The organism is Variovorax sucrosi (assembly GCF_051216635.1).
GTDB lineage: Bacteria > Pseudomonadota > Gammaproteobacteria > Burkholderiales > Burkholderiaceae_C > Variovorax.
Genome location: NZ_JBPJZU010000005.1, coordinates 248928 through 273939 on the forward strand (window position 1 = coordinate 248928; position 25012 = coordinate 273939).

Sequence of the window (25012 nt, forward strand, 5' to 3'; positions counted from 1 at the left end):
GATGAAGAACTTTTCCGCCTGGATTCCGCTGGCCTGCGCGCTGGCCCTTGCCATGCTCGGCCCGCTGCTGAGCCCCTACGTGTCGGACCTGATCGTCAAGGTCATGATCCTCTCGATCTTCGCGCTGAGCCTCGAATTGCTGGTCGGCATGACCGGCCTGGTGAGCCTCGGCCACGCGGCCTTCTACGGCATCGGCGCCTATGCGACGGTGCTGGGCTCCGGCGCCGAAGGCGGCTCCATCGCCTGGCTGCTGCCGCTGGCCATGGGCAGCGCTGCACTGTATGCGCTGGTGGTCGGCGCGCTGAGCCTGCGCACGCGCGGCGTGTACTTCATCATGGTCACGCTGGCCTTCGCGCAGATGGCCTTCTTCGTGTTCCACGACACCAAGGTGGGTGGCGGCAGCGATGGCATCTACATGTACGTGCGGCCTTCGCTCGGGCCGATCGACATGGAGAACCGGTGGGTGCTGTTCTATGGGGTGCTCGCGGCGCTGGCCGGCACCTACGGCCTGCTCGCGCTCATCCGCCGATCGCGCTTCGGCGCGGCGCTGGCCGGCATCCGGGTGAACGAGCAGCGCATGCGCGCCGCCGGCTTCGCCGTGTACGGCTACAAGCTGGCGGCCTTCGTGATCGCAGGTGCGCTGGCCGGCCTCGCGGGCTTTCTCGTGGCCTCGCGCGACGGTGTGGTCAACCCGGAGCTCATGGCCTGGCACAACTCTGGCGAGGTGCTGCTGATGATCATCCTCGGCGGCCTCGGCCACCTGCGCGGCGCGGTGATCGGTGCCGTGGCTTTCACGCTGCTCAAGGAAGTGCTGAGTACGCATGCGCTGGTGGGGCCGCTGGCCGACCATTGGCAGCTCACGCTCGGCATCGCGATCATCGTGTTCGTGGCGCTGCTGCCCAAGGGGCTGATCGGGCTGGCGGCACGCATTTCTCCGAGTCCGCTTCCGAAGGCGGTGACGCCATGAACGGCGCGCTCATGACGGTGCAGGGTCTCACCCGCCGCTTCGGTGGTCTGGTCGCGGTCAACGCCGTGACGCTCGATCTGCAACGGGGCGAAGTACACGCCGTGATCGGCACCAACGGCGCGGGCAAGTCGACGCTGATCAACATGCTCTCGGGCGAGATCGAGGCGTCGGACGGTCGCATCGCACTGGCCGGCGAAGACATCACCACCCGTGCGCAATCGCGCCGGGCCCGCGACGGCGTGGGCCGCAGCTACCAGCGCACGACCATCTTCCCCGAGTTCACGGTGCACGAGAACTGCCGCCTCGCCGCTCAGGCCGCGACGCCGCGCCCCTGGGCGATCTGGCAGGCTTCGCGCGGCTGCACGGCCAGCAACGCCGCCGCCGACGAAGCATTGCAGGCCGCCGGGCTCGCCGCCGAGGCCCACCAGATTGCAGGCACGATGAGCCACGGCGCCAAGCGGCAGCTCGAGGTCGCGATGTGCCTGGCGACGAAGCCGCGCGTTCTGCTGCTGGACGAACCGCTGGCGGGCATGGGCGCGGAAGAGACCGATCGGATGCTGGCCTTGCTCACGCACCTGAAAGCGTCCCATGCCATCCTGCTCGTCGAGCACGACATGGACGCGGTCTTCCGCATCGCCGACCGCATCACCGTGATGGTCAATGGCGCGGTCATCGCCAGCGGCGACCCCGCCACGATCCGCCAGGACCGGGCGGTGCGCGAGGCCTACTTGGGCGACGAGGGAGGACATTGATGCTGCAGGTCGAAGCCATCCACACCTACTACGGCGACAGCCACATCCTGCGTGGCGTCGATGCCGTGCACCCTGCCGCCACCTCGCTCGGCCTGCTCGGGCGCAACGGCATGGGCAAGACCACGCTGATCCGCACGCTGATGGGCTACGTGCGGCCGGCCTCCGGCCGCGTGCTTCTCGACGGCCGCGACGTGACCGGCTGGACGCCCGAGAAGATGGCGCGCCAGGGGATCGGCTACGTGCCCGAAGGCCGCGGCATCTTCCCCAACCTGTCGGTGCGGGAGAACCTGCTGATGAGCGAGCGGGCCGGCCTGGATGGGCGACGCGCCTGGACCTTCGACCGCGTGATGGCGACCTTCCCGCGGCTCACCGAACGCCTCTCGCACGGCGGCCAGCAGTTGTCGGGCGGCGAGCAGCAGATGCTGTCGATCGGCCGGGCCTTGATGACCAACCCGCGTCTGCTCATCCTCGACGAGGCGACCGAGGGCCTGGCCCCGCTGATCGTCGCGGAGATCTGGCGCGTCATCGCAGACATCCGCAGCACCGGCATCGCCACGCTGATCGTCGACCGCGATTGGCGCAAGGTGCTGGCGCATACCGACCACGTGATCGTGATGGAGAAGGGGCGCATCGTGCTGGCGTCGGAGTCGGCACCACTCGCCAAGGATTCTGGTGCCCTTGCAAGTTGGCTCGGCGTCTGAAGCTGCAACCTGGGCGGCTTTAACGGCCCCGTCGTCGACCAGACCCGGCAGCGGCCACTACGAACGAGAGGGTGGGCATGCCTAGTCTTCGGCGTTGGCCGGCATCTTTGAAGGCCCTCGCGATGCGTTCGACGCGCTTTTGTCGCCCCCGCTCGCGGCCCGGGCGGGAGTGCCGAGGCGGTCGGACACCCGGCGCGCACAGCGCGTGAGGGCCGTCGCCACCGACCCCGCCCATCGGGTGTCGAAGATGCCCGACGGCCCGATCGCCGTTACCGCCAGCACGATGGCGCCGGTGTGGTCGAACACCGGCGCTGCCATCGCGCTCACGCCGGGGATCACCTCGTTCTCCGATCGACTGGCGCCGTGGGCGCGCACCTCGTCGAGCTGCGCTTCGAAGGCGCTCCACGACGGCAGCGGCTGCACCGGCGGCAGGCCGGCCGGCACCGGCGCGTCGGCCTTGCGCTGCTTCTCGCGGCGGCGCTCGTCTTCCAGCATCCTGCGCACCTCGGCGGCCGGCAGGTAGGCGGCGAACAGCCGGCCCGACGCGGTGCGCGTCAGCGAGAACACCGTGCCATGACGCAGGCTCACATGCACCGGCGAGGGTGCTTCGGCGATGTGCACCATGGTCGCGCCGCGCGCGCCCCAGACGGCCAGGCCGACGGTCTGGCCGATCTCCTGCGCCAGCGGCGCCATCAGCGGCGCGGCGATGTGCACCGGGTCGGCCTGCTGCAGCCCGATCAGCCCCAGTTGCAAGGCGAGCGGGCCGAGTCGATAGTGGCCGTTGGCAGCGTCCTGCTCGATCAGGCCGAGCCGGCCGAAGCTGACCATGTACGGGTGCGCCTTGGCGGCCGTCATGTCGGCATCGCGGGCCAGGTCCTTCAGCGCCATCGGACGGCCGTGGTGGACCAGCGCGCGCAGCAACTGGCCGCCCACCTCGATGCTCTGGATGCCGCGCTGGGCGCGGTCGCTGGGGGTGTCGGTGGCCATGGCTGGGGTTCCTCGCCGTCCTTCGGTCGTTCGTTGATGGAGAACGGATTAGACATGAAGCATCGGCCGGATTACACTGCCGACATTCGTGTACATCGAACCGATTTGGTTTAGACGAATCAACCGTGGAGACAACCATGCCCGACGCATTGGTCGAACAAGCGCCCCCCCGTGCCGACGCCGGCACGCCGCCGGCGCAGGGCGCCGCCCTGCGCTACCAGCACGGCTTCGGCAACGAGTACGCCAGCGAGGCGGTGGCCGGCGCGCTGCCGCAGGGCCGCAACAGCCCGCAGCGCGCGCCCTTCGATCTGTACCCCGAACTGATTTCCGGCACCGCCTTCACCGCGCCGCGCCACGAGAACCGCCGCACCTGGGCCTACCGCCGCCAGCCTTCGGTGGTGTCGGGCCGCTACCAGCCCTACGTGCAGCCCTTCTGGACCACCGGTGCCGACCGCGGCATGGCGTTGCCGCCCGAGCCGCTGCGCTGGGGCCCGCTCGGCTTCGACGCCTCGAGCGCCGAGGCCGATTTCGTCGACGGCATGCACACGCTGGCCGCCAACGGCGACGCCGAGGTGCAGACCGGCGTCGCCGCGCACCTGTACCTGGCCACCCGTTCCATGGACCGCCGCGCCTTCGTCAACGCCGACGGCGAGATGCTGCTGGTGCCGCAGCAGGGCCGCCTCGTCATCACGACCGAACTCGGCGTGCTGGAGGTCAAGCCGGGCGAGATCGCGGTGCTGCCGCGCGGCGTCGCCTTCAAGGTGGCGCTGCCCGATGGGGCGTCGCGCGGCTATGTCTGCGAAAACTACGGCGCGCAGTTCCGGCTGCCCGAGCTCGGGCCGATCGGCTCCAACGGCCTGGCCAATGCGCGGGACTTCCAGGCGCCGGTGGCGGCCTACGAAGAAGCAGGCGGCCCCTACGAAGTGGTGAAGAAATTCGGTGGCCGCTTCTGGCGCGCGCCGATGAAGCAGTCGCCCTTCAACGTGGTGGCGTGGCACGGCAACCTGGCGCCGGTGAAGTACGACACGGTCAACTTCATGACCATCGGCTCGATCAGCTTCGACCATCCGGACCCGTCGATCTTCACCGTGCTCACCTCGCCGAGCGACACGCCCGGCACCGCCAACTGCGACTTCGTGATCTTCCCGCCGCGCTGGCTGGTGATGGAAGACACCTTCCGTCCGCCCTGGTACCACCGCAACCTCATGAGCGAGTTCATGGGCCTGGTGTACGGCGAATACGACGCCAAGCCCGGCGGCTTCAAGCCCGGCGGAGCCAGCCTGCACAACCTGATGGTGCCGCACGGCCCCGACGAAGAGGCCTTCGACAAGGCCAGCCACGCCAACCTCGCACCGCAGAAGCTCGACAACACGCTGGCGTTCATGTTCGAGAGCCGCTACCGTTTCGTGCCGACGCCCTTCGCCATGCAGAGCCCGGCGCTGGACCAGGACTATGCCGACTGCTGGGCCGGCCTCAAGGATCAATTCAAGAAATAGCGGCTCGCCTCGAGGCCTGCCGACGACTCACCCAGAACAACAGAGACATGCGCTTGACCACCAACACCACCCTCACCCGCCGCGCCACCTTTGCCGCCCTCGCCGCCGCCGCCGGCCTCGGCCTGCCCTTCGCCACCGCGCAGGCCGCCGACTACCCGAGCAAGCCGATCCGCTTCGTCGTGCCCTACACCGCCGGCGGCACCACCGACCTGGTGGCGCGCACGGTCGGCCAGAAGGTGTCGGAGAAACTTGGCCAGCCGGTGATCATCGAGAACCGCGGCGGTGCCGGCGGCAACATCGGCATGGACGCGGTGGCCAAGGCCGCGCCCGATGGCTACACCATCGGCTTCGGCGCCATCTCGACCAACGCGCTCAACCCGCACATCTACAAGTCGATGGCCTTCGATCCGCGCAAGGACTTCACCGCCATCAGCCTGCTGGGCACCTCGACCATCGTGCTCGAAGTGCCGGCCGCCTCGCCCATCCAGAGCGTGGCCGAACTGATCGCCGCCGCCAAGAAGACGCCCGGCCTGCCCTATGCCACGGCGGGCGCCGGCACCTCGATGAACCTGGCCGGCGTGATGTTCGCGCAGATGACCGGCACCGAACTCACGCACGTGGCCTACAAAGGCAGCGGCCCGGCCATCAACGACATGCTGGGCAACACCATCGGCGTGATGTTCGACAACCTGCCCGCGTCGCTGCCGCACATCCAGGCCGGCAAGCTGCGCGCGCTGGCGGTGGCCGGCTCGGCGCGTTCGCCCTCGCTGCCTGACGTGCCGACGCTCGCAGAGGCGGGTCTGAAGGGCTACGCGCTCGACCCGTGGTTCGGCGTGTATGCGCCGGCCCACCTGCCGGCCCCGATCGTCAAGGCGCTGAACGATGCCTTCACCGAAGCGCTTGTGCTGCCCGAGGTGAAGGACAAGCTCACGCAGGCCGGCTTCTCGCCGCGCGGCTCATCGGCCGAAGCGCTGACGAAGCTCACCCAATCCGAATACCAACGCCTCGGCGACGTCGCCAAGAAGGCTGGCATGACCGCAGACTGAAAGAACCCCATGACCACACGCAACGCCACCCATGACCCGGAGCTGCGCAGCTGGGTCGACTCCGCCAACGCCGCGGGCGCCGACTTCCCCATCCAGAACCTGCCCTTCGGCCGCTTCCGACCAGCCGGCACCGACGAGGCGTTCCGCATCGGCGTGGCCATCGGCGATCAGGTGCTCGACCTCCAGGCCGCGAAGGTGGTCGACCATGCCGACATGAACCGCCTGATGGCCGCGACGCCCGCGGAGCGCACGGCGCTGCGCACGGCACTGTCCGAAGGGCTGCAGAACGGCAGCGCGAAAAAGGGCGAGTGGGAGATCGCGCTGTATGCGCAGGCGGCGGTCGAGATGGCGCTGCCCTGCCGCATCGGCGACTACACCGACTTCTACACCGGCATCCACCACGCCACCACCGTTGGCAAGCTGTTCCGCCCCGACCAGCCGCTGATGCCCAATTACAAATGGGTGCCCATCGGCTACCACGGCCGTGCGTCCTCCATCGGCGTGAGCGGGCAGAAGTTCAAGCGCCCGCAGGGCCAGACCAAGGCGCCCGATGCGCCGGAGCCCAGCTTCGGCCCGTCGAAGCGGCTCGACTACGAGCTCGAGCTCGGCTTCCTCATCGGCCGCGGCAACGACCTGGGCACGCCCATTGCCATCGGCGATGCCGAGCAGCACCTGTTCGGCGTGACGCTGCTCAACGACTGGTCGGCGCGCGACCTGCAGGCCTGGGAATACCAGCCGCTCGGCCCTTTCCTCGCGAAGAACTTCGCGTCCACGCTGTCGCCCTGGATCGTCACGATGGAAGCGCTCGCGCCCTTCCGCGCCAAGTTCGAGCGTCCCGCGGGCGACCCGCAGCCGATGGCGTATCTCGACTCGCCCGCTAACCGCGACAGCGGCGCACTGGCCATCACGCTCGAGGTCTGGCTGCAGACCGCGAAGATGCGTGAAGCCGGCGAGCCCGCCACGCGCCTGACGCGCGGCAACACCACGCAGGCCGCCTACTGGACGGCCGCGCAGCTCGTCACGCACCACACGGTCAACGGCTGCAACCTGCAACCGGGTGACTTGCTGGGCTCGGGCACGCTGTCGGGCCCGACGCTGGAAGAAGCCGGCTCGCTGCTGGAGATCACCTTGGGCGGCAAGCAGCCGATGACGCTGCCCAACGGCGAGCGCCGCACGTTCCTGGAAGACGGCGACACGCTGACGCTGCGCGGCTACTGCGAGCGCGACGGCGCGGTGCGCATCGGGCTGGGCGAGGTCAGCGGCACCGTGATGCCGGCCGCCGGCTGAACCGTCAGAGCTGAGAGTCGGTGGGGGCGGGCGCCGGCGCCGAAACCCCCGCGGCGCGGCTTGCATCGAGGTGCGCCCGCGCCCGTTCGGCCAGTGCCATCTCGCCCGGCGTGGCCGGCGTGAAGCCGTCGACCGGCAGCGGCTGGCCGTGCGAATCGACCGAGACGAAGACGATCAGGCATTCGGTCGTCTTGTGCATGCCGCCGCCCTTCATGTCGCCGCTGCGCACCTCCACCGAGATGTTCATGCTGGTGCGGCCGGTGTAGACCAGGCGCGCTTCGACTTCCACCAGGTCGCCGATCATGATCGGACGGTGGAAGCGGATGCTGCCGATGAAGACCGTCACGCAATAGCGCTTCGACCAACTGGTGGCGCAGGCATAGCCGGCCTCGTCGATCCACTTCATGACGGTGCCGCCATGGACCTTGCCGCCAAAGTTGACGGTGCTCGGTTCGGCCAGGAAGCGCAGGGTGATGGAGGACATGGCGGTTTTTTCGTGGGGCGGAGGAAGCGGATTATGTGCGGGCGAGGCCCGACGCTGCATCGGCCTCGCGCAGCGCCGTTCGCGCGCACGCCACGAAGGGTTCGATCAGCGGGCTGTCCCAGTCGCTGCGCCAGCAGGCGGCGATGTCCATCGTCGCTTCGACATCGCGAAAGCGCCTGAACACCACGCCCGGCGGTTTGCCGATCTGCGCACAGGCCGGCAGGATCGCGCCGCCCTTGCCCGCGAGCACCAGCGCCAGCGCCGACACGGTGGTCTCGACACGGTGCGCGATCGGCATGCTGACCTCGTGCCGGCGCAGCAGCGACGCCACCACCGATTGGTCGGTGTCGCCGGCCGGCACCGGCAGCCCGATGAGGGGTTCGCCCGACAGGCGCGCGATCGGCACGCGCGACAGCCGCGCGAGCGGCGAATCGGCCCGCACGGCCAGCATCAGCGGCTGGCTGCCGATGCGTTCCACCGTGATGCCCGGGTGGGCGACCGGCGGGATGCACAGCGCCACCGTCACCTTCGAATCGACCAGGGCCGACACCTTGTTCGCGGCGTTCAGTTCCGCGAACTGGATCTCGACATCCGGCAGCCGTTGCCGGAGCACGTCGACCAGGCGCGGCAGCACGAGATAGGACAGGACGATCATGGTCCCGACCGTCAGCCGCCCGCGCTGGCCCGAACCGATGGCCCGCGCAGCGTCGACGCCTTCGCTGGCGAGCAGCAGGGCTTCCTTGGCCCGGCTGAACAGCGCCTGGCCCGCGTCGGTGATCTCCATGCCGCGCGCCGTGCGCCGGAAGAGCGGCGTGCCCAGCGCCTTCTCGAGGTTCTTGATCTGCACCGACAGCGGCGGCTGCGCCATGCTGAGGCGCCGCGCCGCCTGGCCGATGCTGCGCTCCTCGGCCACCGCCACGAAGTAGCGAAGACTTTTCAGGTCCACGGATCCCATACGGATTCCATATGTGTTTTCGGTAAAACAGTATTGGACGGCATATTGCGGTGCAGCAATCATTTGCGCATGACAGATTTGTTGCCACAGCCGCCGGGCTCCGACCTCTGCGCGATGTCCGCCACCGAGATGCGCCGGCGCATCGCCCGCCGAGAACTCTCGCCGGTGGAGGTGACCGAAGCCGTGCTGCGCCGCGCCGATGCGCTGCAGCCGCAGCTGAATTGCTTCATCACCCTGTGCCACGAAGAGGCCCTGCAGCAGGCGCGCGACGCCGAAGCGGCTGTCCTGCGCGGCGAGCCGCTCGGCCTGTTGCACGGCGTTCCCTTCACCGCCAAGGACCTGGTCGACACCGCTGGCGTGCGCACGACCTACGGCTCGGTGTTGCACCGCGACCATGTGCCCGAGCGCGATGCGGTGGCTGTGGCGCGGCTGCGGCAGGCGGGCGGCATCCTGATCGGAAAGACCACCACGTCCGAATTCGGCGCCAAGTGCCTGACCGACGCGCCGCTCTTCGGCCGCACCCGCAATGCATGGAGCCCGTTGCGGACCAGCGGCGGCTCCAGCGGCGGCGCCGCCGTGGCGATGGCCGCCGGCATCGCACCGCTCGCGGTCGCCACCGATGGCGGCGGCTCGACGCGCATCCCGGCGGCCTGCAACGGCGTGGTCGGCCTGAAGCAGAGCCTGGGCGTGGTGCCCCACAGCCAGGTGCAGGACGCCTTCGGCAACTACACCTACGTCACGCCGACCACCCGCAACGTGGCCGACACGGCGCTCATGCTGCAGGCCATGACCGGCGCGCATGCGTCCGACCCGTGGTCCGTGGGCGTGCCGGCACAGCGCTACGCCGACGCGCTGCTCGCGACGGGCGATCTGCGGGGTCGCCGCATCCTGTTCTGCGCCACGCCCGCGGGCCGGCCGATCGCTGCCGATGTGCAGGCCGCGTTCGAGGCGTCGCTCGCCACCTTGCGCGCGCTGGGCGCCGAGTTGGTGGCGATGTCGAGCGAGGGCTTCGACATCGAGCCCGTCTGGCGCGTCATCAACCACACGAGCTGGCGCGGGCGCTTCGGCCCGCTGGTGCAGGCCCATGGCGACCAGCTGAGTCCGTCGCTGCTGCAGCAACTGGCGTTGGCCGAGCATGTCGACGGCGTGGCCTTCCAGCAGGCGATGTTCCAGCGCACCCAGCTGTTTCGCCAGGTGCAAGCGAAGTTCGAAGACCACGACTTCCTCTTCACGCCGACCTTGTCGCGCACCGCACTGCCGATCGACCAGGACCTGTTCGGTAGCCTCGACATCGACGGCCAGACCTACGCCGAAGTCCGCCCGAACTGGTTCCCGTGGCTGATGCCCTTCAACCTCACCGGCCATCCGGCGATCAGCCTGCCCTGCGGCGCGGACCGCGACGGCCTGCCGATCGGCATGCAGCTGGTCGGCCGCTTCCGCGACGACGCGCAGTTGCTGCAGGCCGCGGCGCTGTTCGAGGCGGCGCACCGGCCCTCCCGTCCCTTGCCCACGCTGGCCATCTGAGCGATCGAGGCCGCGTTCTTTCAACGTCCGTTCCACTGGAGCCCTCCCGCCATGAACCGAGTCCTTTCCGCCCTGCTGTTCGGCGCGTCGTGGGCGCTGGCCACCGCGTTCGCCCACGCCGACACCGCCGCACCCCTCCGCCTCATCGTCGGTTTTCCGCCGGGCGGTGCGCTCGACAACCTGGCGCGCTCGGTGGCCGAGGAGCTGCGCGTCACGCTCAAGGAGCCCGTGCTGGTGGAGAACCGGCCGGGCGCCTCGACACGGATCTCGATCGAGGCGGTGAAGGCCGCGCGTCCGGACGGCCGCACGATCCTGCTCGGGTCGACACCGCCCTTCGTGCTCTTCCCCATGACCTACGCGCGGCTGAACTACGACGTCGACCGCGACTTCATCCCGGTGGCGCATCTGGCCTATGTGCCCAACGTCATTTCGGTGGGCGCCGAGCAGCCCTACAAAACGCTGCGCGAGTACCTGGCCTGGGTGAAGAAGAACCCGGGCAACGGCGGCGTCGGGCTGACCAACCTGGGCGGCGCGCTCCACTTCAGCGTGCTGCAGATGGCCAAGGCCATCGACGTGCCGCTCACCGCCGTCACCTACAAGGGCGGTGCGCCGCTGGCCGCGGACCTCATCGGCGGCCATGTGCCGATCGGCACCGACGCGCTCGCCAGCCAGCTCGAACTGCACCGCGGGGGCAAGCTGCGCATCCTCGGCGTCGCGGGCACCCGGCGCCTGAGCTGGCTGCCCGATGTGCCGACGATCAAGGAGTCGGGCATCGACGCCTTCGACCGCGCCAACGCCTCGTACGCTGCCTTCGTGCCGACCGGCACGCCCAAGGACGTGGTGGCCAAACTGGAGGCGGCCTTCGTCGCCGCCGTGAAGACGACGCAGGTGCGCGCGCAGCTCGACCGCTTCGGCCTCGAGGCCAGCGGCCTGCCGGGCGCCGACGTGCGCAAGCTCATCCAGGACGAGCGTTCCTACTGGCAGCCGATCGTGAAGGCCTCGGGCTTCAAGAGCGAAGACTGAGCCCCGGGCGGGCCCACTCAGACGCCGCCGAACAACTGCGCCACCGTGCGCCGCAGCCACGCATTCCCGGGCTCGGCGTGGAAGCGCTCGTGCCAGTGCTGCTTGACGGCGTACGAGGGCAGGGTGAAGGGCAGTTCCATCAGCCGCACCGGCTCCTGCGTCGCCAGCACCTCGCCCAACACGCGCGGCACAGTGACGATCAACTCGGTGTGCGCCACGATGCGCGCGACGCTCAGGAAGCTCGACAGCCGCGCCACCACGTGGCGCTGCACGCCCAGCCGTGCCAGCGTCTTGTCGACGATGGCGTGGCCCGTGCCCGACGACGAGATCACCGCATGCGCCTCGGTCTCGAAGCGCTTCTTCGTCAGCCGCGCGCCGATGCGGGGATGGCTCTGCGCCGCCAGGCAGACGAAGTTCTGTAGGAAGAGGGTCTGCTGGTAGAAGCCCGCGTCGAGCTGCGGCATGAAACCCACCGCCAGGTCGACCTCGCCGTTCTCCAGCCGCCGACCGCTCTCGGTCGAGACGATCTCGGTCTCCAACTGCACGCCGGGCGCCACCCGGCGCAGGTGGTCGAGCAGGCCGGGCAGCAGCACGACCTCGCTGATGTCCGTCATGCAGATGCGGAAACTGCGCTGCGCGCGCGCCGGGTCGAAGGCCGCGTGGCTGCCGCGTGCGGCCTCCAGTTGCGACAGCGCCTCGCGCAGGTGCGGGCGGATGCGCTCCGCATGCGGCGTCGGCTGCATGCCGCGCGCGGTGCGGGTGAACAGCCGGTCGTCGAAGTGCGCGCGCAGCTTGTTGAGCATGGTGCTGGCCGCCGCCTGCGCCAGCCCCAGGCGGTCGGCCGCCTTCGACACGCTGCCGGTCTGGTAGACCGCGTCGAACACGGCGATCCAGTCGAGATCGAGCTTGGCCATGGTGCAACTTCCGTGGATAACGGGGCCACCATTATCGAAAAAAGCGATATCGGGTATTGGCGGGCGGGCTTGATTCCATAGTGGTGCAGGCGAAGAATGGCGCACCGAGACCCGACAGATGGTCCGGATGCCCGTCCTTCCCAGGAGACAAGCCCCATGAACACCGCCGCCCTGCGCGCCGTGCCGCCCGCCGCCGACGTCCGCCGCGCCTACTACGAGCGCATCCTGCCCCTGCACCTCACGCCCCTGTGGGAATCGCTCCATGCGCTGGTGCCACGCGAGCCGCAGACGCCCTGCGTTCCGGCGCTCTGGCGCTACGACGCCATCCGCCCGCTCTTGATGGAATCGGCCGAGCTCATCACCGCCGACGAGGCGGTGCGCCGCGTGCTGGTGCTGGAGAACCCGGCCATCCCCGGCCGCTCGTCGATCACGCAGTCGCTCTACGCCGGCCTGCAGCTCATCATGCCGGGCGAGGTGGCGCCGTCGCACCGCCATGTGCAGTCGGCGCTGCGCTTCATCGTCGACGGCAAGGGTGCGTACACCACGGTCGGCGGCGAGCGCACCACGATGCACCCCGGCGACTTCATCATCACGCCCTCGTGGGCCTGGCACGACCACGGCAACGAGGGCATCGAAGGTGTCAGCGAGCCGGTGGTGTGGCTCGACGGACTCGACATCCCGATGGTGCGCTTCTTCGATGCGGGCTTCGCCGAGAACGCCGACGCCAAGGTGCAGCACGTGGCCCGGCCTGAAGGCCACAGCCTGGCGCGCTTCGGCCACAACATGGTGCCGGTGCGGCACGACCACACGTCCGCCACCTCGCCCATCTTCAACTACCCCTATGTCCGCAGCCGCGAGGCGCTGGCGCAGTTGCAGAGGCAGGAGGCGCCCGACGCCTGGCTGGGCCACAAGCTGCGCTACATCAACCCGCTGACCGGCGGCTCGCCGATGCCGACCATCGCGACCAACCTGCAGCTTCTGCCATGCGGCTTCGCCGGCAGGACGCACCGCATGACCGATGGCGCGGTGTACAGCGTGGTCGAAGGCCGCGGCCATGCCGACATCGGTGGTCAGCGCTTCGACTTCGGACCGCGCGACACCTTCGTCGTGCCCTCGTGGGCGCCGCTGAAGCTGGTGGCCACAGACGACGTCGTGCTCTTCAGCTTTTCCGACCGTCCCGTGCAGCAGGCCATGGGTGTGCTGCGCGAAGCCTTCCTCGACGACTGAGCCCGCGCGGCTCGGCCTCTGCTTTTCATCTCGACCATGCGCCGCCGCGAGCGGCAGGAGTTCCCATGCCCTACGTCTTCACCCCACCTCCCACTGTCGGCTTGCCCATCATCGGCAGCGACGCGCTGTTTCCCGTGCGCCGCGTCTACTGCGTCGGCCGCAACTACGCGGCGCATGCCCGCGAGATGGGCTTCGACCCGGTGCGCGAGCCGCCCTTCTTCTTCTGCAAGCCGAACGACGATGCGTCGGTGGTGCCGGTGGCTGAAGGCGCGACCGCCACGCTGCCCTACCCGCCGCTGACGAAGAACTACCACTACGAGGCCGAACTGGTGGTTGCCATCGGAAAGGGCGGCCGCGACATCGCGCAGGCCGATGCCGCCTCGCACATCTACGGCTATGCGGTGGGCCTCGACATGACGCGGCGCGACCTGCAGATCGCCGCCCGCGAGCAGGGCCGGCCGTGGGAAGTGGGCAAGGCCTTCGACTTCTCCGCGCCCATCGCCCCGATCGTGCGCCGCGCCGATGCGGCCGGGGTCGACAGCGCGGGCATCGTGCTCGAGGTCGACGGCACGGTGCGCCAGCAGGCCACCATTGCGCACCTGATCTGGGCGGTCGACGAGGTCATCGCGAACCTGTCGTCCCTCTTCGCGCTGCAGCCCGGCGACCTGATCTTCACCGGCACGCCCGAAGGCGTGGGTGCGGTGCAGCGCGGGCAATCGATGGTGGTGCGCATCGATGGCCTGCCGTCGCTGTCGGTCCGCATCGCGTGAGCCGCCACGCAGGAGCCGCACGATGAACGCTTCCCCCACGACGAACGACACGCCTCGCATTCTGCTCATCGGCGGCGGCATCGGCGGCATGGCCGCGGCCCTGTCGCTGGCGCGGCTCGGCTTGGCGGTCGACCTGCTGGAGCAGAGCAGCACCATCGGCGAGATCGGTGCCGGCCTGCAGCTCGGCCCCAACGCCTTCGCCGCGCTCGATGCGCTGGGCGTGGGCGACGCGGTGCGCAGCGGCTCGGTCTTCACCGATCGGCTGGTGATGATGGATGCGGTCGATTGCAGTGAGGTCGCGTCGGTGTCCGTGGGCGAAGCTTTCCGCGCGCGCTTTCGCAACCCGTATGCGGTGAGCCACCGCGCCGACCTCCACGGTGCGCTGTTCGACGCGGTGCAGCGCCAGCCGCTGATCCGCGTGCACACCGGCGCGCAGGTCGATGCGCTCGAACTCGGCGGTGCGCACGTGCAGGCGCACACGCGGGACGGTCGTCACTTCAGCGCCGATGCCGTGGTCGGTTGCGACGGCGTGAAGTCGGTGGTGCGCGCGCAGCTCATCGGCGACGCGCCGCGCGTGTCGGGCCACGTGGTGTACCGCGCGGTGGTGCCGGCCGAAGACATGCCGGCCGACCTGCGCTGGAATGCGCCGGTGGTGTGGGCCGGCCCCAACTGCCACCTGGTGCACTACCCGCTGCGCCATGGCGAGCAATACAACCTGGTCGTGACCTTCCACAGCCGCGACAAAGAGGTGTGGGGCGTGAGCGACGGCAGCCAGGCCGAGGTGCTGTCGTACTTCGACGGCGTGCATGCGCGCCCGCGCCAGTTGCTCGACCGCCCGAGCTCGTGGCGCCGCTGGAGCACCGCCGACCGCGACCCGATCGCCAACTGGAGCGAGGGGAACGCGACGCTGCTGGGCGACGCCGCGCATCCCATGATGCAGTACCTCGCGCAGGGCGCCTGCATGGCGCTGGAAGACGCGGTCACGCTCGGCGCCGCCGTGCAGGCCTGCCGTACCCGCGATGGCCGCGTCGACCTGCCCGCCGCTTTCCGCCGCTATGCCTCGGCCCGCGTGGCACGCACCGCACGCGTCGTGCTGTCGGTGCGCGAGATGGGCCGGCTCTATCACGCGAAGGGCGTCGAGCGCCTGGTGCGCAACAGCCTGTGGGTCGGCCGCACGCCGGAACGTTTCTACGACGCGGTCGAATGGCTCTACGCGTGGCGGCCCGAACACTGCCTCGACGATGCCGGCGCCCGGACACGGGAGCGCGGCATGATCGGTGCATGCATCCCCTCTGCATGAACTCAACGCAATAAAACCAACCGGAGACAACACCATGCGATCGATTCAACGACTGCTCGCGACGGCGAGCACGGCCACTGCCCTCATGTTGGGCGCCAACGCCCACGCGCAGACCGCCGCTGCAACCGACTTCCCCAGCAAACCGGTGACGCTGGTCACCCCCTTCGCCGCCGGCAGCGGCCCCGACGCCGTGCTGCGCCTCGTCTCGGACAAGCTCTCGCGCCTGTGGAACCAGCGCGTGGTGGTGGACAACAAGCCCGGGGGCGGCGGCTTCATCGCCATCGAGCAGGCACGCCGCGCCGCGCCCGATGGCTACACGCTGCTGCAGCTCGACAGCGAGCACATCGCCGCCTTGCCGCACCTCTACAAGTCGCGCAACTTCGTGACCCTGCAGCACTTCGACCCGGTGGCTTCGCTGTTCCGCACGCCCTTCTTCGTGGCGGTGGGCACCGACTCCAAGTACAAGACCATGAGCGACCTGATCGCCGATGCCAAGGCGCATCCGGGCCAGATCAGCTATGGCTCCTGGGGCGTGGGCAGCCCCGGCCATCTGGGTGGCCAGCAGCTCGACGCGCTGACCGGCACGCGCATGCAGCACGTGCCCTACCGCGAGGTGTCGCAGCTGTTCGCCAACGTGGGTGCGGGCGAGGTGCCCTGGAGCTTCGCGAGCCTGCCGTCGAGCCAGGGCATCTACAAGGCCGGCAAGCTGCGCTACATCGCCGTGGCCGCGTCCAAGCGCATCCCGCAGATGCCCGACGTGCCCACCATGGCCGAGGCCGGTGGGCCGCCGTCGCTCGAAGTGAATTCCTTCGTCTCGCTGCTCACACCCAAGGGCGTGTCGCCCGCCATCAAGGCGAAAATCAACGCCGATGTCGCGAAGGTCATCGCCGATCCGGAGATCCGTGCGCGCTTCGACACCTTTGCCTTCGAGCCCCTGGCCTGGTCGCCGGAAGAGATCGAGCGCAACGCCGAAGCGAAGTCCAAGGTCTACGGCGAGCTGGTGCGCATCGGCAACATCAGCCTCGAATAATCCCGCTCATCCGTGAAAGCGAATTCCATGCGTCGTTCTCTTCTCGTTCTCGCCCTGGCCGCTGCGACGGCACTGCCCCTGACGGCGTCGGCCCAGGTCGATGCGTGGCCCACCAAGCCGATCCGCCTGCTCGTCGGCTTCCCCGGCGGCTCGACGCCCGACATCGCCGCGCGCGCCATCGCCGAGCCGCTGTCGCGCGCGCTGGGCCAGCCGGTGGTGGTGGACAACCGCGCCGGCGCGTCGGGCAACATCGCGGCCGACATCGTGGCGAAGGCAGCCGACGACCACACGATCGGCATCGTCATCAACGGCAACCTCACGTCGTCGAAGATGCTGTACCCGAAGCTGCCGTACGACCCGGCCAAGGACTTCACCTACCTCTCGCTCATCGCCACGGCACCGCTCGTGCTCGTCGCGCAGAACAGCCTGCCCAGCGGCGCCGCCTTCTTCGACGCGGCCCGTGCCAGCGGCGGCAAGTGGAGCTACGGCTCGGTCGGCGTGGGCTCGGTCGGCCACCTCGGCACCGAACTGCTCGAGAGCAAGGTGCCCGGCATGCAGGCGGTGCACGTGCCCTACCAGGGCAACCCGCAGGTCGTGACAGACCTGATCGGCAATCAGATCCAGTTCGCACTCATTCCGCCGGGCGTCGCGTTGCCGCAGATCCGCGCGGGCAAGCTCAAGGCCATCGGCCTGACCAGCGGGCGCAGTCCGCTGGCGCCCGACGTGCCGCCGCTGGCCGATGCCGGTGTGAAGGACTTCAGCCTCGAGGTCTGGACCGCGCTCCTCGGCCCGGCGAACCTGTCGAAGGCCGCGCAGGCGCGCATCACGAAGGAACTGGCCGTGATCATGAAGGCCCCCGAGGTGCGTCAGAAGCTCTTCGAACAGGGCTGGCAAGCCGTCGGCACCTCGCCCGAGGGCATGCAGGTGCGCGTGAAGGAAGAGGCGGCCATCATGAGCCGCATCATTTCGTCGCAAGGGATCAAGCTGCAATGACCGCCACGCCGATGCAGGAGCCGGCGCGCCAACTGCCGGTGTACGGCGACTACGACGTCGTGGTGGTCGGCGGCGGGCCGGCCGGCCTGGCCGCGGCCGTGAGCGCGTCGCGCCACGGCGCGCGCACGCTGCTGGTCGAACGCTATGGTTTCCTCGGCGGCATGGGCACGGCCGGCGGCGTGACCAACTTCGCCGGCCTGTACGCCAAGCGCGGCGGCGAGATGACGCAGGTGGTGCACGGCGTGGCCGACGACCTGCTTGCGCGCATGGACGCCATGGGCGGACTCAACCAACCGCAGGACGGCATGCAGGGCCGCATCCGCGTGCGCTCGTACGACACCTCGGTCTACAAGTGCGCGGCCGACCAGCTGCTGCTCGACGCCGGTGTCGAGCTGCTGTTCCACGCCTATGCCGCGGCGGTGCTGATGGACGGTACGCGCATCGCGGCGCTGGTGGTCGAGACCAAGTCGGGCCGTCAGGCGATCCGCGCCAACGCCTTCGTCGACGGCAGTGGCGACGCCGACGTGGCCGCCTTCGCGGGCGTGCCCTTCGAGGTCGGCGACGGCCACGGCAGCGGCCTGTTCCCGACGACGATGTTCCGCATCGGCCAGGTCGACGCGCCGCGTGCGCTGGCCGCGGTGGGCGAGTTCAAGGCCATCAACGACCTGATGAACGCGGTGCGCGAGCGCAGCCCCGATGCCTACCGCTTCCCGCGCGACGGCGCCATCCTCCGGCCCAACATCGACCCGCGCGAATGGCGCGCCAACGTCACGCAGATCCGCAACGCCGAGGGCACCGCGATGAACGGCGTGGACGCGCGCGAGCTGAGCGAGGGCGAGCTCGAAGGCCGCCGCCAGATCGCCGAGTACTTCCGCTTCCTGCGCGCCGAGGTCCCGGGCTTCGAGCAGTCGGCCATCGTCGAGATCGCGCCGCAGGTGGGCCTGCGCGAGACGCGCCGCATCGAGGGCGTCTATGCGCTCACCGGCGAGGACATCCTCTCGTCCGCGAAATTCGACGACGTGATCGGCCTCAACGGCTGGCCGATGGAGATGCATGCCGACGGCCGCATCCAGTGGGCCTTCCCGCGCGACGACGCCAACGCCTACAACCATCTGCCGTGGCGCATGCTGGTGCCCAGGGCGGTCGACAACCTGCTGGTGGCCGGCCGCTGCGCCGCCATGACCCACGAGGGCCAGTCGGCCGCGCGCGCCAGCGGCGGCTGCTTCGTGATGGGGCAGGCGGCCGGCACGGCGGCAGCCACGCTCGGCAGCGGTCGCTTCGTCGACGTCGACACCGCCGCGTTGCAGAAGACGCTGGCGGCCGACGGCGCCGACCTCGACCGCTGAGGCGATGCCAACCGAGCGCGCCATCGTGGTCGACGTGGCGCGTCAGCGCCTGGTGCTGCTGAGCGATGCGCGGCCGCTGCTCGATCTGCCGGTCTCCACCGCTGCGCTGGGCGTCGGCGAGCAACGCGGCAGCGGCTGCACGCCGCGCGGCCTGCACCGGGTGCGCGCCAAGGTCGGTGCCGGCTGTGCCGCAGGCACGGTCTTCGTCGGGCGTCGGCCCACCGGCGAACGCTGGTCGTCGGCACTTGCCGACGCGCAACCGGCCCGCGACTGGATCCTCAATCGCATCCTCTGGCTCGACGGCTGCGAGCCGGGTCGCAATCGTGGCGGCGCTGTCGACACGCTGCGCCGCTACATCTACATCCACGGCTGCCCGGACAACGTGCCCGTGGGCGTGGCGCTGTCCCATGGTTGCATCCGCATGCGCAACGCCGACGTGATCGCGCTGTTCGATGCGGTGCCGGTCGGCACGCCGGTGCGCATCCAGGGCTGAGCGCGGGAGGGCTCGCACCTGGGCGTCAGCGGGGCGGCGCCGCCTTTGCTATCGTCGATGCCTTCCCGCACCGAATCCAGCATGACCGATCCCGCCTCCTCCGCCCGCCTCGTCGACGACCTCGTCGAGCTCATGCAACTCGAGCCACTGGGCGATGACTGCTTCCGCGCGCAGAGCGAAGACCTCGGTACGCCGGCGGTGTTCGGCGGCCAGGTGCTCGGCCAGTCGCTGATGGCGGCCAGCCGCACGGTCGATGCCGACCGGCCGGTGCATTCGATGCATGCCTACTTCCTGCTGCCGGGTGAGCACGCACCGATCGACTACACGGTCGATCGCGTGCGCGACGGCCGTAGCTTCACCACCCGGCATGTGGTGGCCCGTCAGGGCGAACGCATCATCTTCGAGATGTCGGCCTCGTTCCAGACCGTCGATGACGGCGTCGAGCACCAGCTGCCGATGCCCGTCGTGTCTGGCCCCGAGGGCCTGAAGAGCGATCTGCAGCGGCGCATCGACCTCGGTGACCGCCTGCCCGAGCGCGTGCGCATCAAGGGCGTGCAGCCGCACGGCATCGAGTTCCGCTCGGTGGAGCCGGACGACCTGCTCGCACCGGCGCGCCGCGAGGCCGAGCGTTCGATCTGGATGCGGACCATCGCGCCGCTGCCGGACGACCCGCTCATCCACCGTGCCCTGCTGGCCTATGCCTCCGACCACGGCCTGCTCGGTGCGGCCCTGCTGCCGCACGGCCTGAGCTACATGCAGCCCGGTGTGCGCATGGCGAGCCTGGACCATGCGATGTGGTTCCATCGCGATTTCCGCATGGACGACTGGCTGCTGTACCGGCTCGATGCGCCCAGCGCCAGCGGCGCGCGCGGTCTGGCGCGGGGTAGCCTCTACACCCGCGACGGACGCCTTGTCGCATCGACCGCGCAAGAAGGCATGGTGCGCGCCCGCAACCCGGACCCAAGGACTTCATGAGCTTGCCCTTCTCTTCGCTGCAGGTCGGCGTACGCTGATCCACTTCACACAAACCGGGAGACCACCATGACCAGCTTCAAGAAGTACCGCGCCGGCGCGAAGGTGCGCCTGGCCGACATCGACCCGGGTGACCGGCACCTGCTCAAGGGCAGCGACAGCGAGCAGCGCGCCCAGCTCGACGAACTGGCGCAGGAGCTCGACGAACTGCAGAACCTGTTGCATGCCGAAGGCAAGCGCAAGCTGCTGCTCGTGCTGCAGGGCATGGACACCAGCGGCAAGGACGGCACGATCCGCTGGGTGTTCTCGCGCACCTCGCCGCTGGGCGTGCGCGTGGCGGCCTTCAAGGCGCCATCGACCGAAGAACTGGCGCACGACTTCCTGTGGCGCTGCCACGCGGTGGTGCCGCGCAGCGGCGAGATCGCGGTGTGGAACCGCAGCCACTACGAAGACGTGCTGGTGCCGGTGGTCGAAGGCTGGATCGACAAGGCCGAGACGCAGCAGCGCTACGCGCACATCAACGACTTCGAGCGCCTGTTGACCGAGACCGGCACGGTGGTGCTCAAGTGCATGCTGCACATCGGTTCCGACGAACAGCGCGAGCGTCTGCAGGCACGCATCGACGAGCCGGCGAAGAACTGGAAGTTCGCCATGGGCGACCTCGACGCCCGCAAGAAGTGGGACGTGTACCAGCGTGCTTATGCCCGCTTGCTGGAGGCCACGTCGACGAAGAATGCACCGTGGTACGTGGTGCCCGCCAACAGCAAGACGCACCGCAACCTGATGATCGCGCAGCTGCTGGTGAAGACGCTGAAGGGGATGAAGCTCAGCGCGCCCCCGGCCGACCCGGCATTGCGCGGGTTGATCGTTCCCTGACCATCGTCTGACGCGCTTCGAGCGCGTGCGATACAGACTGCCAGATCAAACGGAAGCGCGTTCGCAATCAGGGTAAACGTGACTGGATCACACGGGTAAGCGCGGGCGTCGCGCCTTGATCCCGGTCATCGAAGCCAGAATGAATCTTCAAGAAAGGTCCGCCGCGGATGTGCCGAGGCGCGGGCGCTACAACAACACGAAGGTTCGGCACGATGCGTTCACGCGAGTCGGTTTTTGGCATCTCTCTTTGGAGGTGGATGCTGGGGTTGGGGGTGATGGTCGGTGTGGGTCTGGCGCATGCACAGACAGTAGGCGTCGACACCACCCTGGTCGAGAAGGGCCGCCTGCTGGCGGTCGCCGCCGATTGCGCGGCTTGCCACACGACGCCGAAGGGTGGCGCGCCTTTCGCGGGCGGCTACCGCATCGAGTCCCCGCTCGGCGCCATCGTCGCGTCGAACATCACGCCCTCGAAGTCCGCAGGCATCGGCGACTACACGCTCGATGAGTTTGCCCGTTCGCTGCGCCAGGGTGTGCGCAAGGACGGCGCGCATCTCTACCCCGCGATGCCGTACACCGCGTACACGCAGCTCAGCGACGACGACACCGCCGCGCTCTACGCGTACTTCATGCACGGGGTCGCACCGGTCGACAAGCCGGCACCCACGACGCAACTGCCCTTCCCATTCAACCTGCGCTTCTCGATGGCGGTGTGGAATGCGCTCTTCCTGAAGGACGAGCGCTTCGTGCCCGACGCGTCGAAGACGGCCGAGTGGAACCGCGGCGCCTACCTGGCTGGCGCGCTCGCGCATTGCAGCACCTGCCACACGCCACGCAATGCCTTGATGGCCGAGCAGGGCGACAAGGCCTTCCTGTCGGGCGGCTCGCTGGGTGCGTGGTACGCGCCGAACATCACCGGCGATGCCACCAGCGGCATCGGCGCGTGGAGCGAGGCCGAGCTGGTGCAGTACCTGCGCACCGGCCGCGTGGCCGGCAAGGCGCAGGCCGCCGGCCCGATGGCCGAGGCCATCGAGCACAGCCTGCAGCACCTGCCCGACGCCGACCTGAAGGCCATCGCCGTGTACCTCAAGCAGGTGCCCGGCATCGCCAGTGCCGAAACCAAGCCGCGCTTCGCGTATGGCGAGGCCTCGACAACCGAGATCGATCAGCGCGGCCTCAAAGACGGCGTCGACCCCGGCTGGCGCGTGTTCAGCGGCAGCTGCGCCCATTGCCACCAGGAAGGCGGCGCCGGTACCAAGAACGGCGCGTACCCCTCGCTGTTCCACAACACGGCCACCGGTGCCGACCGGCCCGACAACCTGGTCGCGACCATCCTGCATGGCGTGGACCGCACCGTCGACGGCAAGGCGCACTTCATGCCCGCCTTCGGCGACGCGGCCTCGTTCACCGACCGCCTGAGCGACCAGGAGATCGCCGACGTCAGCAACTACGTGTTCGGCCACTACGGCAACCCGGCCGTGAAGGTGAGCGCCGGCGACGTGCAGACACTGCGCGCCGGTGGCAAGCCGCCCCTCATCGCACAGCTGCGGCCGTTGATCGTGCCGAGCATCGTGGTGCTCGCGGTCCTGCTCGTCCTCATCGTGGCCCTGCGCGCGCGCGCCAGGCGCCGTACCCAATGGAGCTGACCCCCATGTCGAATCTGATCTCCGACCGCACCGAACACATCGTCGGCATGCCTGTCTCGCGCCGCGCCCTCGTGGCCGGTGCGGCCGTGCTGGGTGCTGCCATCGCCGTTGGTGGCGTGTCGGTGCTGGGCACCACCAACGCCTTCGCCGCGGCCGCGGCGTCGAACGACTTCCTGCGCCTGTCCGAATTCCTCACCGGCGGCAAGCCGCTCGAGGCCGGCCTCGCCACGCGCTACCAGGCCTCGCTGGCGCGCCTCGACCCGAAGTTCGCCGCCGCGGCGGCCGAGCTGCAGCGCTACGTGAGCGATGCCAAGGCGGCGCACATCGACGAGCTGCTGGCCCGTCCCGACCTGGGCGAGCCGCTGCGCAAGACCATCACGCAGATCGTGTCGGCCTGGTACCTCGGCATCGTCAACAACGACACCGACGTCGAGCTGATCAGCTATGCGGATGCGCTGATGTACCGGCCGACGGCAGATGTCCTGGTCGTCCCCAGCTACGGCGGTGGCCCCGATTCGTGGGGCGAGAAGCCGGCCAACCTGTCGACCACGCCGAACAAAGAGATGACACGATGAGCGCCAAGGAATTCGATGCAGACCTGATCGTGATCGGGTCGGGCGTGATGGGCGGCGTGATCGCCAGCCGGCTGGCCAAGGCCGGCAAGTCGGTGATCATCCTGGAAGCCGGCCCGCGGGTGAAGCGTGCCGACATCGTCGAGACGTATCGCAACTCGCCGATCAAGCTGTCGCTGGCGAACATGAAGGCGCAGGGTTCCGGCTCGCCGTTCCCGAACCCGCCGCACATCCCGTCGACCTACGGCAACTACCTGCAGCAGACCGGCCCGGTGTCGTACCCGACCAAGTACCTGCGGGTGGTGGGCGGCACGACCTGGCACTTCGGCTCGGCGCTGTGGCGCATGATCCCGAACGACTTCAAGCTCAAGACGCTGTACGGCCGTGGCCGCGACTGGCCGCTCAGCTATGACGAGCTGGAACCCTACTACTGCGAAGCCGAGGCCGAGCTGGGCGTGTCGGGCATCGACGGCCAGGACGAGAGCGGCCATGGCGGCCCCGCCTGGCCACCGCGTTCCAAGCCCTTCCCGATGAAGGGCCTGAACGAGCCGTACTTCATGACGCGCGCCGCCGAGATGCTCGCGCCCGGCGGCTACCACCCGGTGATCGAGCCGCACGGCCGCGCGACGCGCCCCTACGGCAACCGCCCGGTCTGCGCCGGCAACAACAACTGCAACCCGGTCTGCCCGATCGGCGCCAAGTACGACGGCTCGATGCACATCGACGAAGCCGAACGCGCCGGCGCCCAGCTGCTCGACAACGCGGTGGTCTACAAGATCGAGGCCGGCGACGACGGCAAGATCACGGCGGTGCGCTACAAGAAGCCCGACGGCACCTCGCACCGCCTGACGGCGCGCCACTTCGTGCTGGCGGCCTATGCCATCGAAGGGCCGAAGCTGCTGCTGATGTCGACCTCGGAGAAGTACCCGAACGGCATCGCCAACTCGTCGGACCAGGTCGGCCGCAACCTGATGGGCCACACCGGCATCAGCATGAACATCATGATGAACGAGGACGTCTGGCCGGGCCAGGGCCCGACCGAACTGCTGGTGTACCTGAACTACCGCGACGGCGAATTCCGCAAGGACATCCCGAGCTACAAGACCAAGTTCCGCAACACCGTGCCGAGCTCGCAGATCGCGTCGTCGCTGCTCGCCAAGGGCGTGCTGGGCAGCAAGCTCGATTCGGAGATCCGCCGCCAGTCGGCGCGCTCGCTCAACGTGGCCGTCGACTTCGAGACCGAAGCGCAGCCGCAGAACCGCATCGTGCCGAGCAAGACCAAGACCGACGGCATCGGCCTGCCGGTGCCCGAGATCTACTACAGCGTGAACGACTACTGGAACGCCGGCCGCGACTTCGCCCTGAAGGACCTCGCACGCATGGCCCAGCTGCTGAACGCCGACGTGCTGAACGTCGACACCAAGCACCAGGACCGCCAGCACATCATGGGTACGACCATCATGGGCGACGATCCGAAGAACTCGGTGGTCGACCGCGACTGCCGCACGCACGACCACCCCAACCTGTTCATCGCAGGCACGGGCGTCATGCCCTCGGCCAGCTGCATGAACCCGACGCTGACCGGTGCGGCGCTCAGCGTGCGCATCGCCGAACAGCTGATCAAGGAGATCTGATCCGGCCGAGCTCGCGCGGC

24 protein-coding genes are annotated in these 25012 nt (G+C 69.2%); 20 read left to right on the forward strand and 4 right to left on the reverse strand.

Annotated elements, in window-relative coordinates:
- The first annotated feature begins 1 nt into the window (after nt 1).
- From ACSFBE_RS11925 to ACSFBE_RS11935, 3 genes are read left to right on the forward strand one after another with little or no spacing between them, the layout of a single operon-like run.
- Nucleotides 2–967, forward strand: coding sequence for a branched-chain amino acid ABC transporter permease (locus ACSFBE_RS11925; protein WP_435490602.1), 966 nt, complete (start codon nt 2–4; stop codon nt 965–967).
- Nucleotides 964–1719, forward strand: a complete 756-nt coding sequence (locus ACSFBE_RS11930) for an ABC transporter ATP-binding protein (RefSeq protein ID WP_435490603.1) — start codon at nt 964–966, stop codon at nt 1717–1719. The genes ACSFBE_RS11925 and ACSFBE_RS11930 overlap by 4 nt, the downstream gene beginning before the upstream one ends.
- On the forward strand, nt 1719–2420 hold the full coding sequence (locus tag ACSFBE_RS11935) for an ABC transporter ATP-binding protein (protein WP_435490604.1): 702 nt from the start codon (nt 1719–1721) through the stop codon (nt 2418–2420). Before ACSFBE_RS11930 ends, ACSFBE_RS11935 begins: the two co-directional genes overlap by 1 nt.
- An 81-nt stretch (nt 2421–2501) precedes the next feature.
- Here ACSFBE_RS11935 and ACSFBE_RS11940 read toward each other — a convergent pair whose 3' ends face one another.
- Nucleotides 2502–3407, reverse strand: a complete 906-nt coding sequence (locus ACSFBE_RS11940; protein ID WP_435490605.1) for an IclR family transcriptional regulator — start codon at nt 3405–3407, stop codon at nt 2502–2504.
- Between the two features lie 137 nt (nt 3408–3544).
- Between ACSFBE_RS11940 and hmgA the strand changes: the two genes are divergently transcribed.
- From hmgA to fahA, 3 genes are read left to right on the forward strand one after another with little or no spacing between them, the layout of a single operon-like run.
- The gene (hmgA, locus tag ACSFBE_RS11945; RefSeq protein WP_435490606.1) at nt 3545–4903 is read left to right on the forward strand and encodes a homogentisate 1,2-dioxygenase; all 1359 of its coding nucleotides are present in this window, start codon (nt 3545–3547) and stop codon (nt 4901–4903) included.
- 53 nt (nt 4904–4956) lie between these two features.
- Nucleotides 4957–5949, forward strand: a complete 993-nt coding sequence (locus tag ACSFBE_RS11950) for a Bug family tripartite tricarboxylate transporter substrate binding protein (protein WP_435490607.1) — start codon at nt 4957–4959, stop codon at nt 5947–5949.
- A gap of 9 nt (nt 5950–5958) precedes the next feature.
- A complete protein-coding gene (gene fahA / locus ACSFBE_RS11955; RefSeq protein WP_435490608.1) occupies nt 5959–7236 on the forward strand; it encodes a fumarylacetoacetase in 1278 nt (425 codons plus the stop codon).
- A 4-nt stretch (nt 7237–7240) separates the two neighbouring features.
- Here the strand turns inward: fahA and ACSFBE_RS11960 are convergent, their stop codons facing one another.
- Both ACSFBE_RS11960 and ACSFBE_RS11965 read right to left on the reverse strand, forming a co-directional pair.
- Nucleotides 7241–7720: an acyl-CoA thioesterase gene (locus ACSFBE_RS11960; protein WP_435490609.1), complete on the reverse strand. Its 480-nt coding sequence runs from the start codon at nt 7718–7720 to the stop codon at nt 7241–7243.
- Between the two features lie 31 nt (nt 7721–7751).
- Nucleotides 7752–8675: a LysR family transcriptional regulator gene (locus ACSFBE_RS11965; protein ID WP_435490610.1), complete on the reverse strand. Its 924-nt coding sequence runs from the start codon at nt 8673–8675 to the stop codon at nt 7752–7754.
- A gap of 114 nt (nt 8676–8789) precedes the next feature.
- Here ACSFBE_RS11965 and ACSFBE_RS11970 point away from each other — a divergent pair, with 114 nt between their 5' ends.
- Entirely contained in the window at nt 8790–10199 is a 1410-nt protein-coding gene (locus ACSFBE_RS11970) for an amidase (RefSeq protein WP_435490611.1), read from the forward strand.
- Between the two features lie 51 nt (nt 10200–10250).
- On the forward strand, nt 10251–11222 hold the full coding sequence (locus ACSFBE_RS11975) for a tripartite tricarboxylate transporter substrate-binding protein (protein ID WP_435490612.1): 972 nt from the start codon (nt 10251–10253) through the stop codon (nt 11220–11222).
- Nucleotides 11223–11239: 17 nt separating this feature from the next.
- Here ACSFBE_RS11975 and ACSFBE_RS11980 read toward each other — a convergent pair whose 3' ends face one another.
- Nucleotides 11240–12136, reverse strand: coding sequence for a LysR family transcriptional regulator (locus tag ACSFBE_RS11980; protein WP_435490613.1), 897 nt, complete (start codon nt 12134–12136; stop codon nt 11240–11242).
- A 156-nt stretch (nt 12137–12292) separates the two neighbouring features.
- Between ACSFBE_RS11980 and gtdA the strand changes: the two genes are divergently transcribed.
- The 12 genes from gtdA (at nt 12293) to ACSFBE_RS12040 (ending at nt 24992) form a co-directional block, all read left to right on the forward strand.
- Nucleotides 12293–13363, forward strand: coding sequence for a gentisate 1,2-dioxygenase (gene gtdA, locus ACSFBE_RS11985; RefSeq protein WP_435490614.1), 1071 nt, complete (start codon nt 12293–12295; stop codon nt 13361–13363).
- Between the two features lie 65 nt (nt 13364–13428).
- Nucleotides 13429–14133, forward strand: a complete 705-nt coding sequence (locus tag ACSFBE_RS11990; protein ID WP_435490615.1) for a fumarylacetoacetate hydrolase family protein — start codon at nt 13429–13431, stop codon at nt 14131–14133.
- A gap of 22 nt (nt 14134–14155) precedes the next feature.
- Nucleotides 14156–15433 carry a 3-hydroxybenzoate 6-monooxygenase gene (locus tag ACSFBE_RS11995; protein WP_435490616.1) on the forward strand — a complete coding sequence of 426 codons (1278 nt, stop codon included), beginning with the start codon at nt 14156–14158 and terminating at the stop codon, nt 15431–15433.
- A gap of 34 nt (nt 15434–15467) precedes the next feature.
- Nucleotides 15468–16463, forward strand: coding sequence for a Bug family tripartite tricarboxylate transporter substrate binding protein (locus tag ACSFBE_RS12000; RefSeq protein WP_435490617.1), 996 nt, complete (start codon nt 15468–15470; stop codon nt 16461–16463).
- A gap of 27 nt (nt 16464–16490) precedes the next feature.
- Nucleotides 16491–17456: a Bug family tripartite tricarboxylate transporter substrate binding protein gene (locus ACSFBE_RS12005; protein ID WP_435490618.1), complete on the forward strand. Its 966-nt coding sequence runs from the start codon at nt 16491–16493 to the stop codon at nt 17454–17456.
- The gene (locus ACSFBE_RS12010; RefSeq protein ID WP_435490619.1) at nt 17453–18802 is read left to right on the forward strand and encodes an FAD-dependent oxidoreductase; all 1350 of its coding nucleotides are present in this window, start codon (nt 17453–17455) and stop codon (nt 18800–18802) included. Before ACSFBE_RS12005 ends, ACSFBE_RS12010 begins: the two co-directional genes overlap by 4 nt.
- Before the next feature lie 4 nt (nt 18803–18806).
- Entirely contained in the window at nt 18807–19295 is a 489-nt protein-coding gene (locus ACSFBE_RS12015) for a L,D-transpeptidase family protein (RefSeq protein ID WP_435490620.1), read from the forward strand.
- An 81-nt stretch (nt 19296–19376) separates the two neighbouring features.
- Nucleotides 19377–20270, forward strand: a complete 894-nt coding sequence (locus ACSFBE_RS12020) for an acyl-CoA thioesterase (RefSeq protein ID WP_435490621.1) — start codon at nt 19377–19379, stop codon at nt 20268–20270.
- 66 nt (nt 20271–20336) lie between these two features.
- Entirely contained in the window at nt 20337–21143 is an 807-nt protein-coding gene (locus ACSFBE_RS12025; protein ID WP_435490622.1) for a PPK2 family polyphosphate kinase, read from the forward strand.
- A 212-nt stretch (nt 21144–21355) separates the two neighbouring features.
- Nucleotides 21356–22786: a c-type cytochrome gene (locus ACSFBE_RS12030; RefSeq protein ID WP_435490623.1), complete on the forward strand. Its 1431-nt coding sequence runs from the start codon at nt 21356–21358 to the stop codon at nt 22784–22786.
- A gap of 5 nt (nt 22787–22791) precedes the next feature.
- Nucleotides 22792–23361, forward strand: coding sequence for a sugar dehydrogenase complex small subunit (locus tag ACSFBE_RS12035; RefSeq protein ID WP_435490624.1), 570 nt, complete (start codon nt 22792–22794; stop codon nt 23359–23361).
- Nucleotides 23358–24992, forward strand: coding sequence for a GMC family oxidoreductase (locus ACSFBE_RS12040; RefSeq protein WP_435490625.1), 1635 nt, complete (start codon nt 23358–23360; stop codon nt 24990–24992). Before ACSFBE_RS12035 ends, ACSFBE_RS12040 begins: the two co-directional genes overlap by 4 nt.
- Nucleotides 24993–25012: the final 20 nt, after the last annotated feature.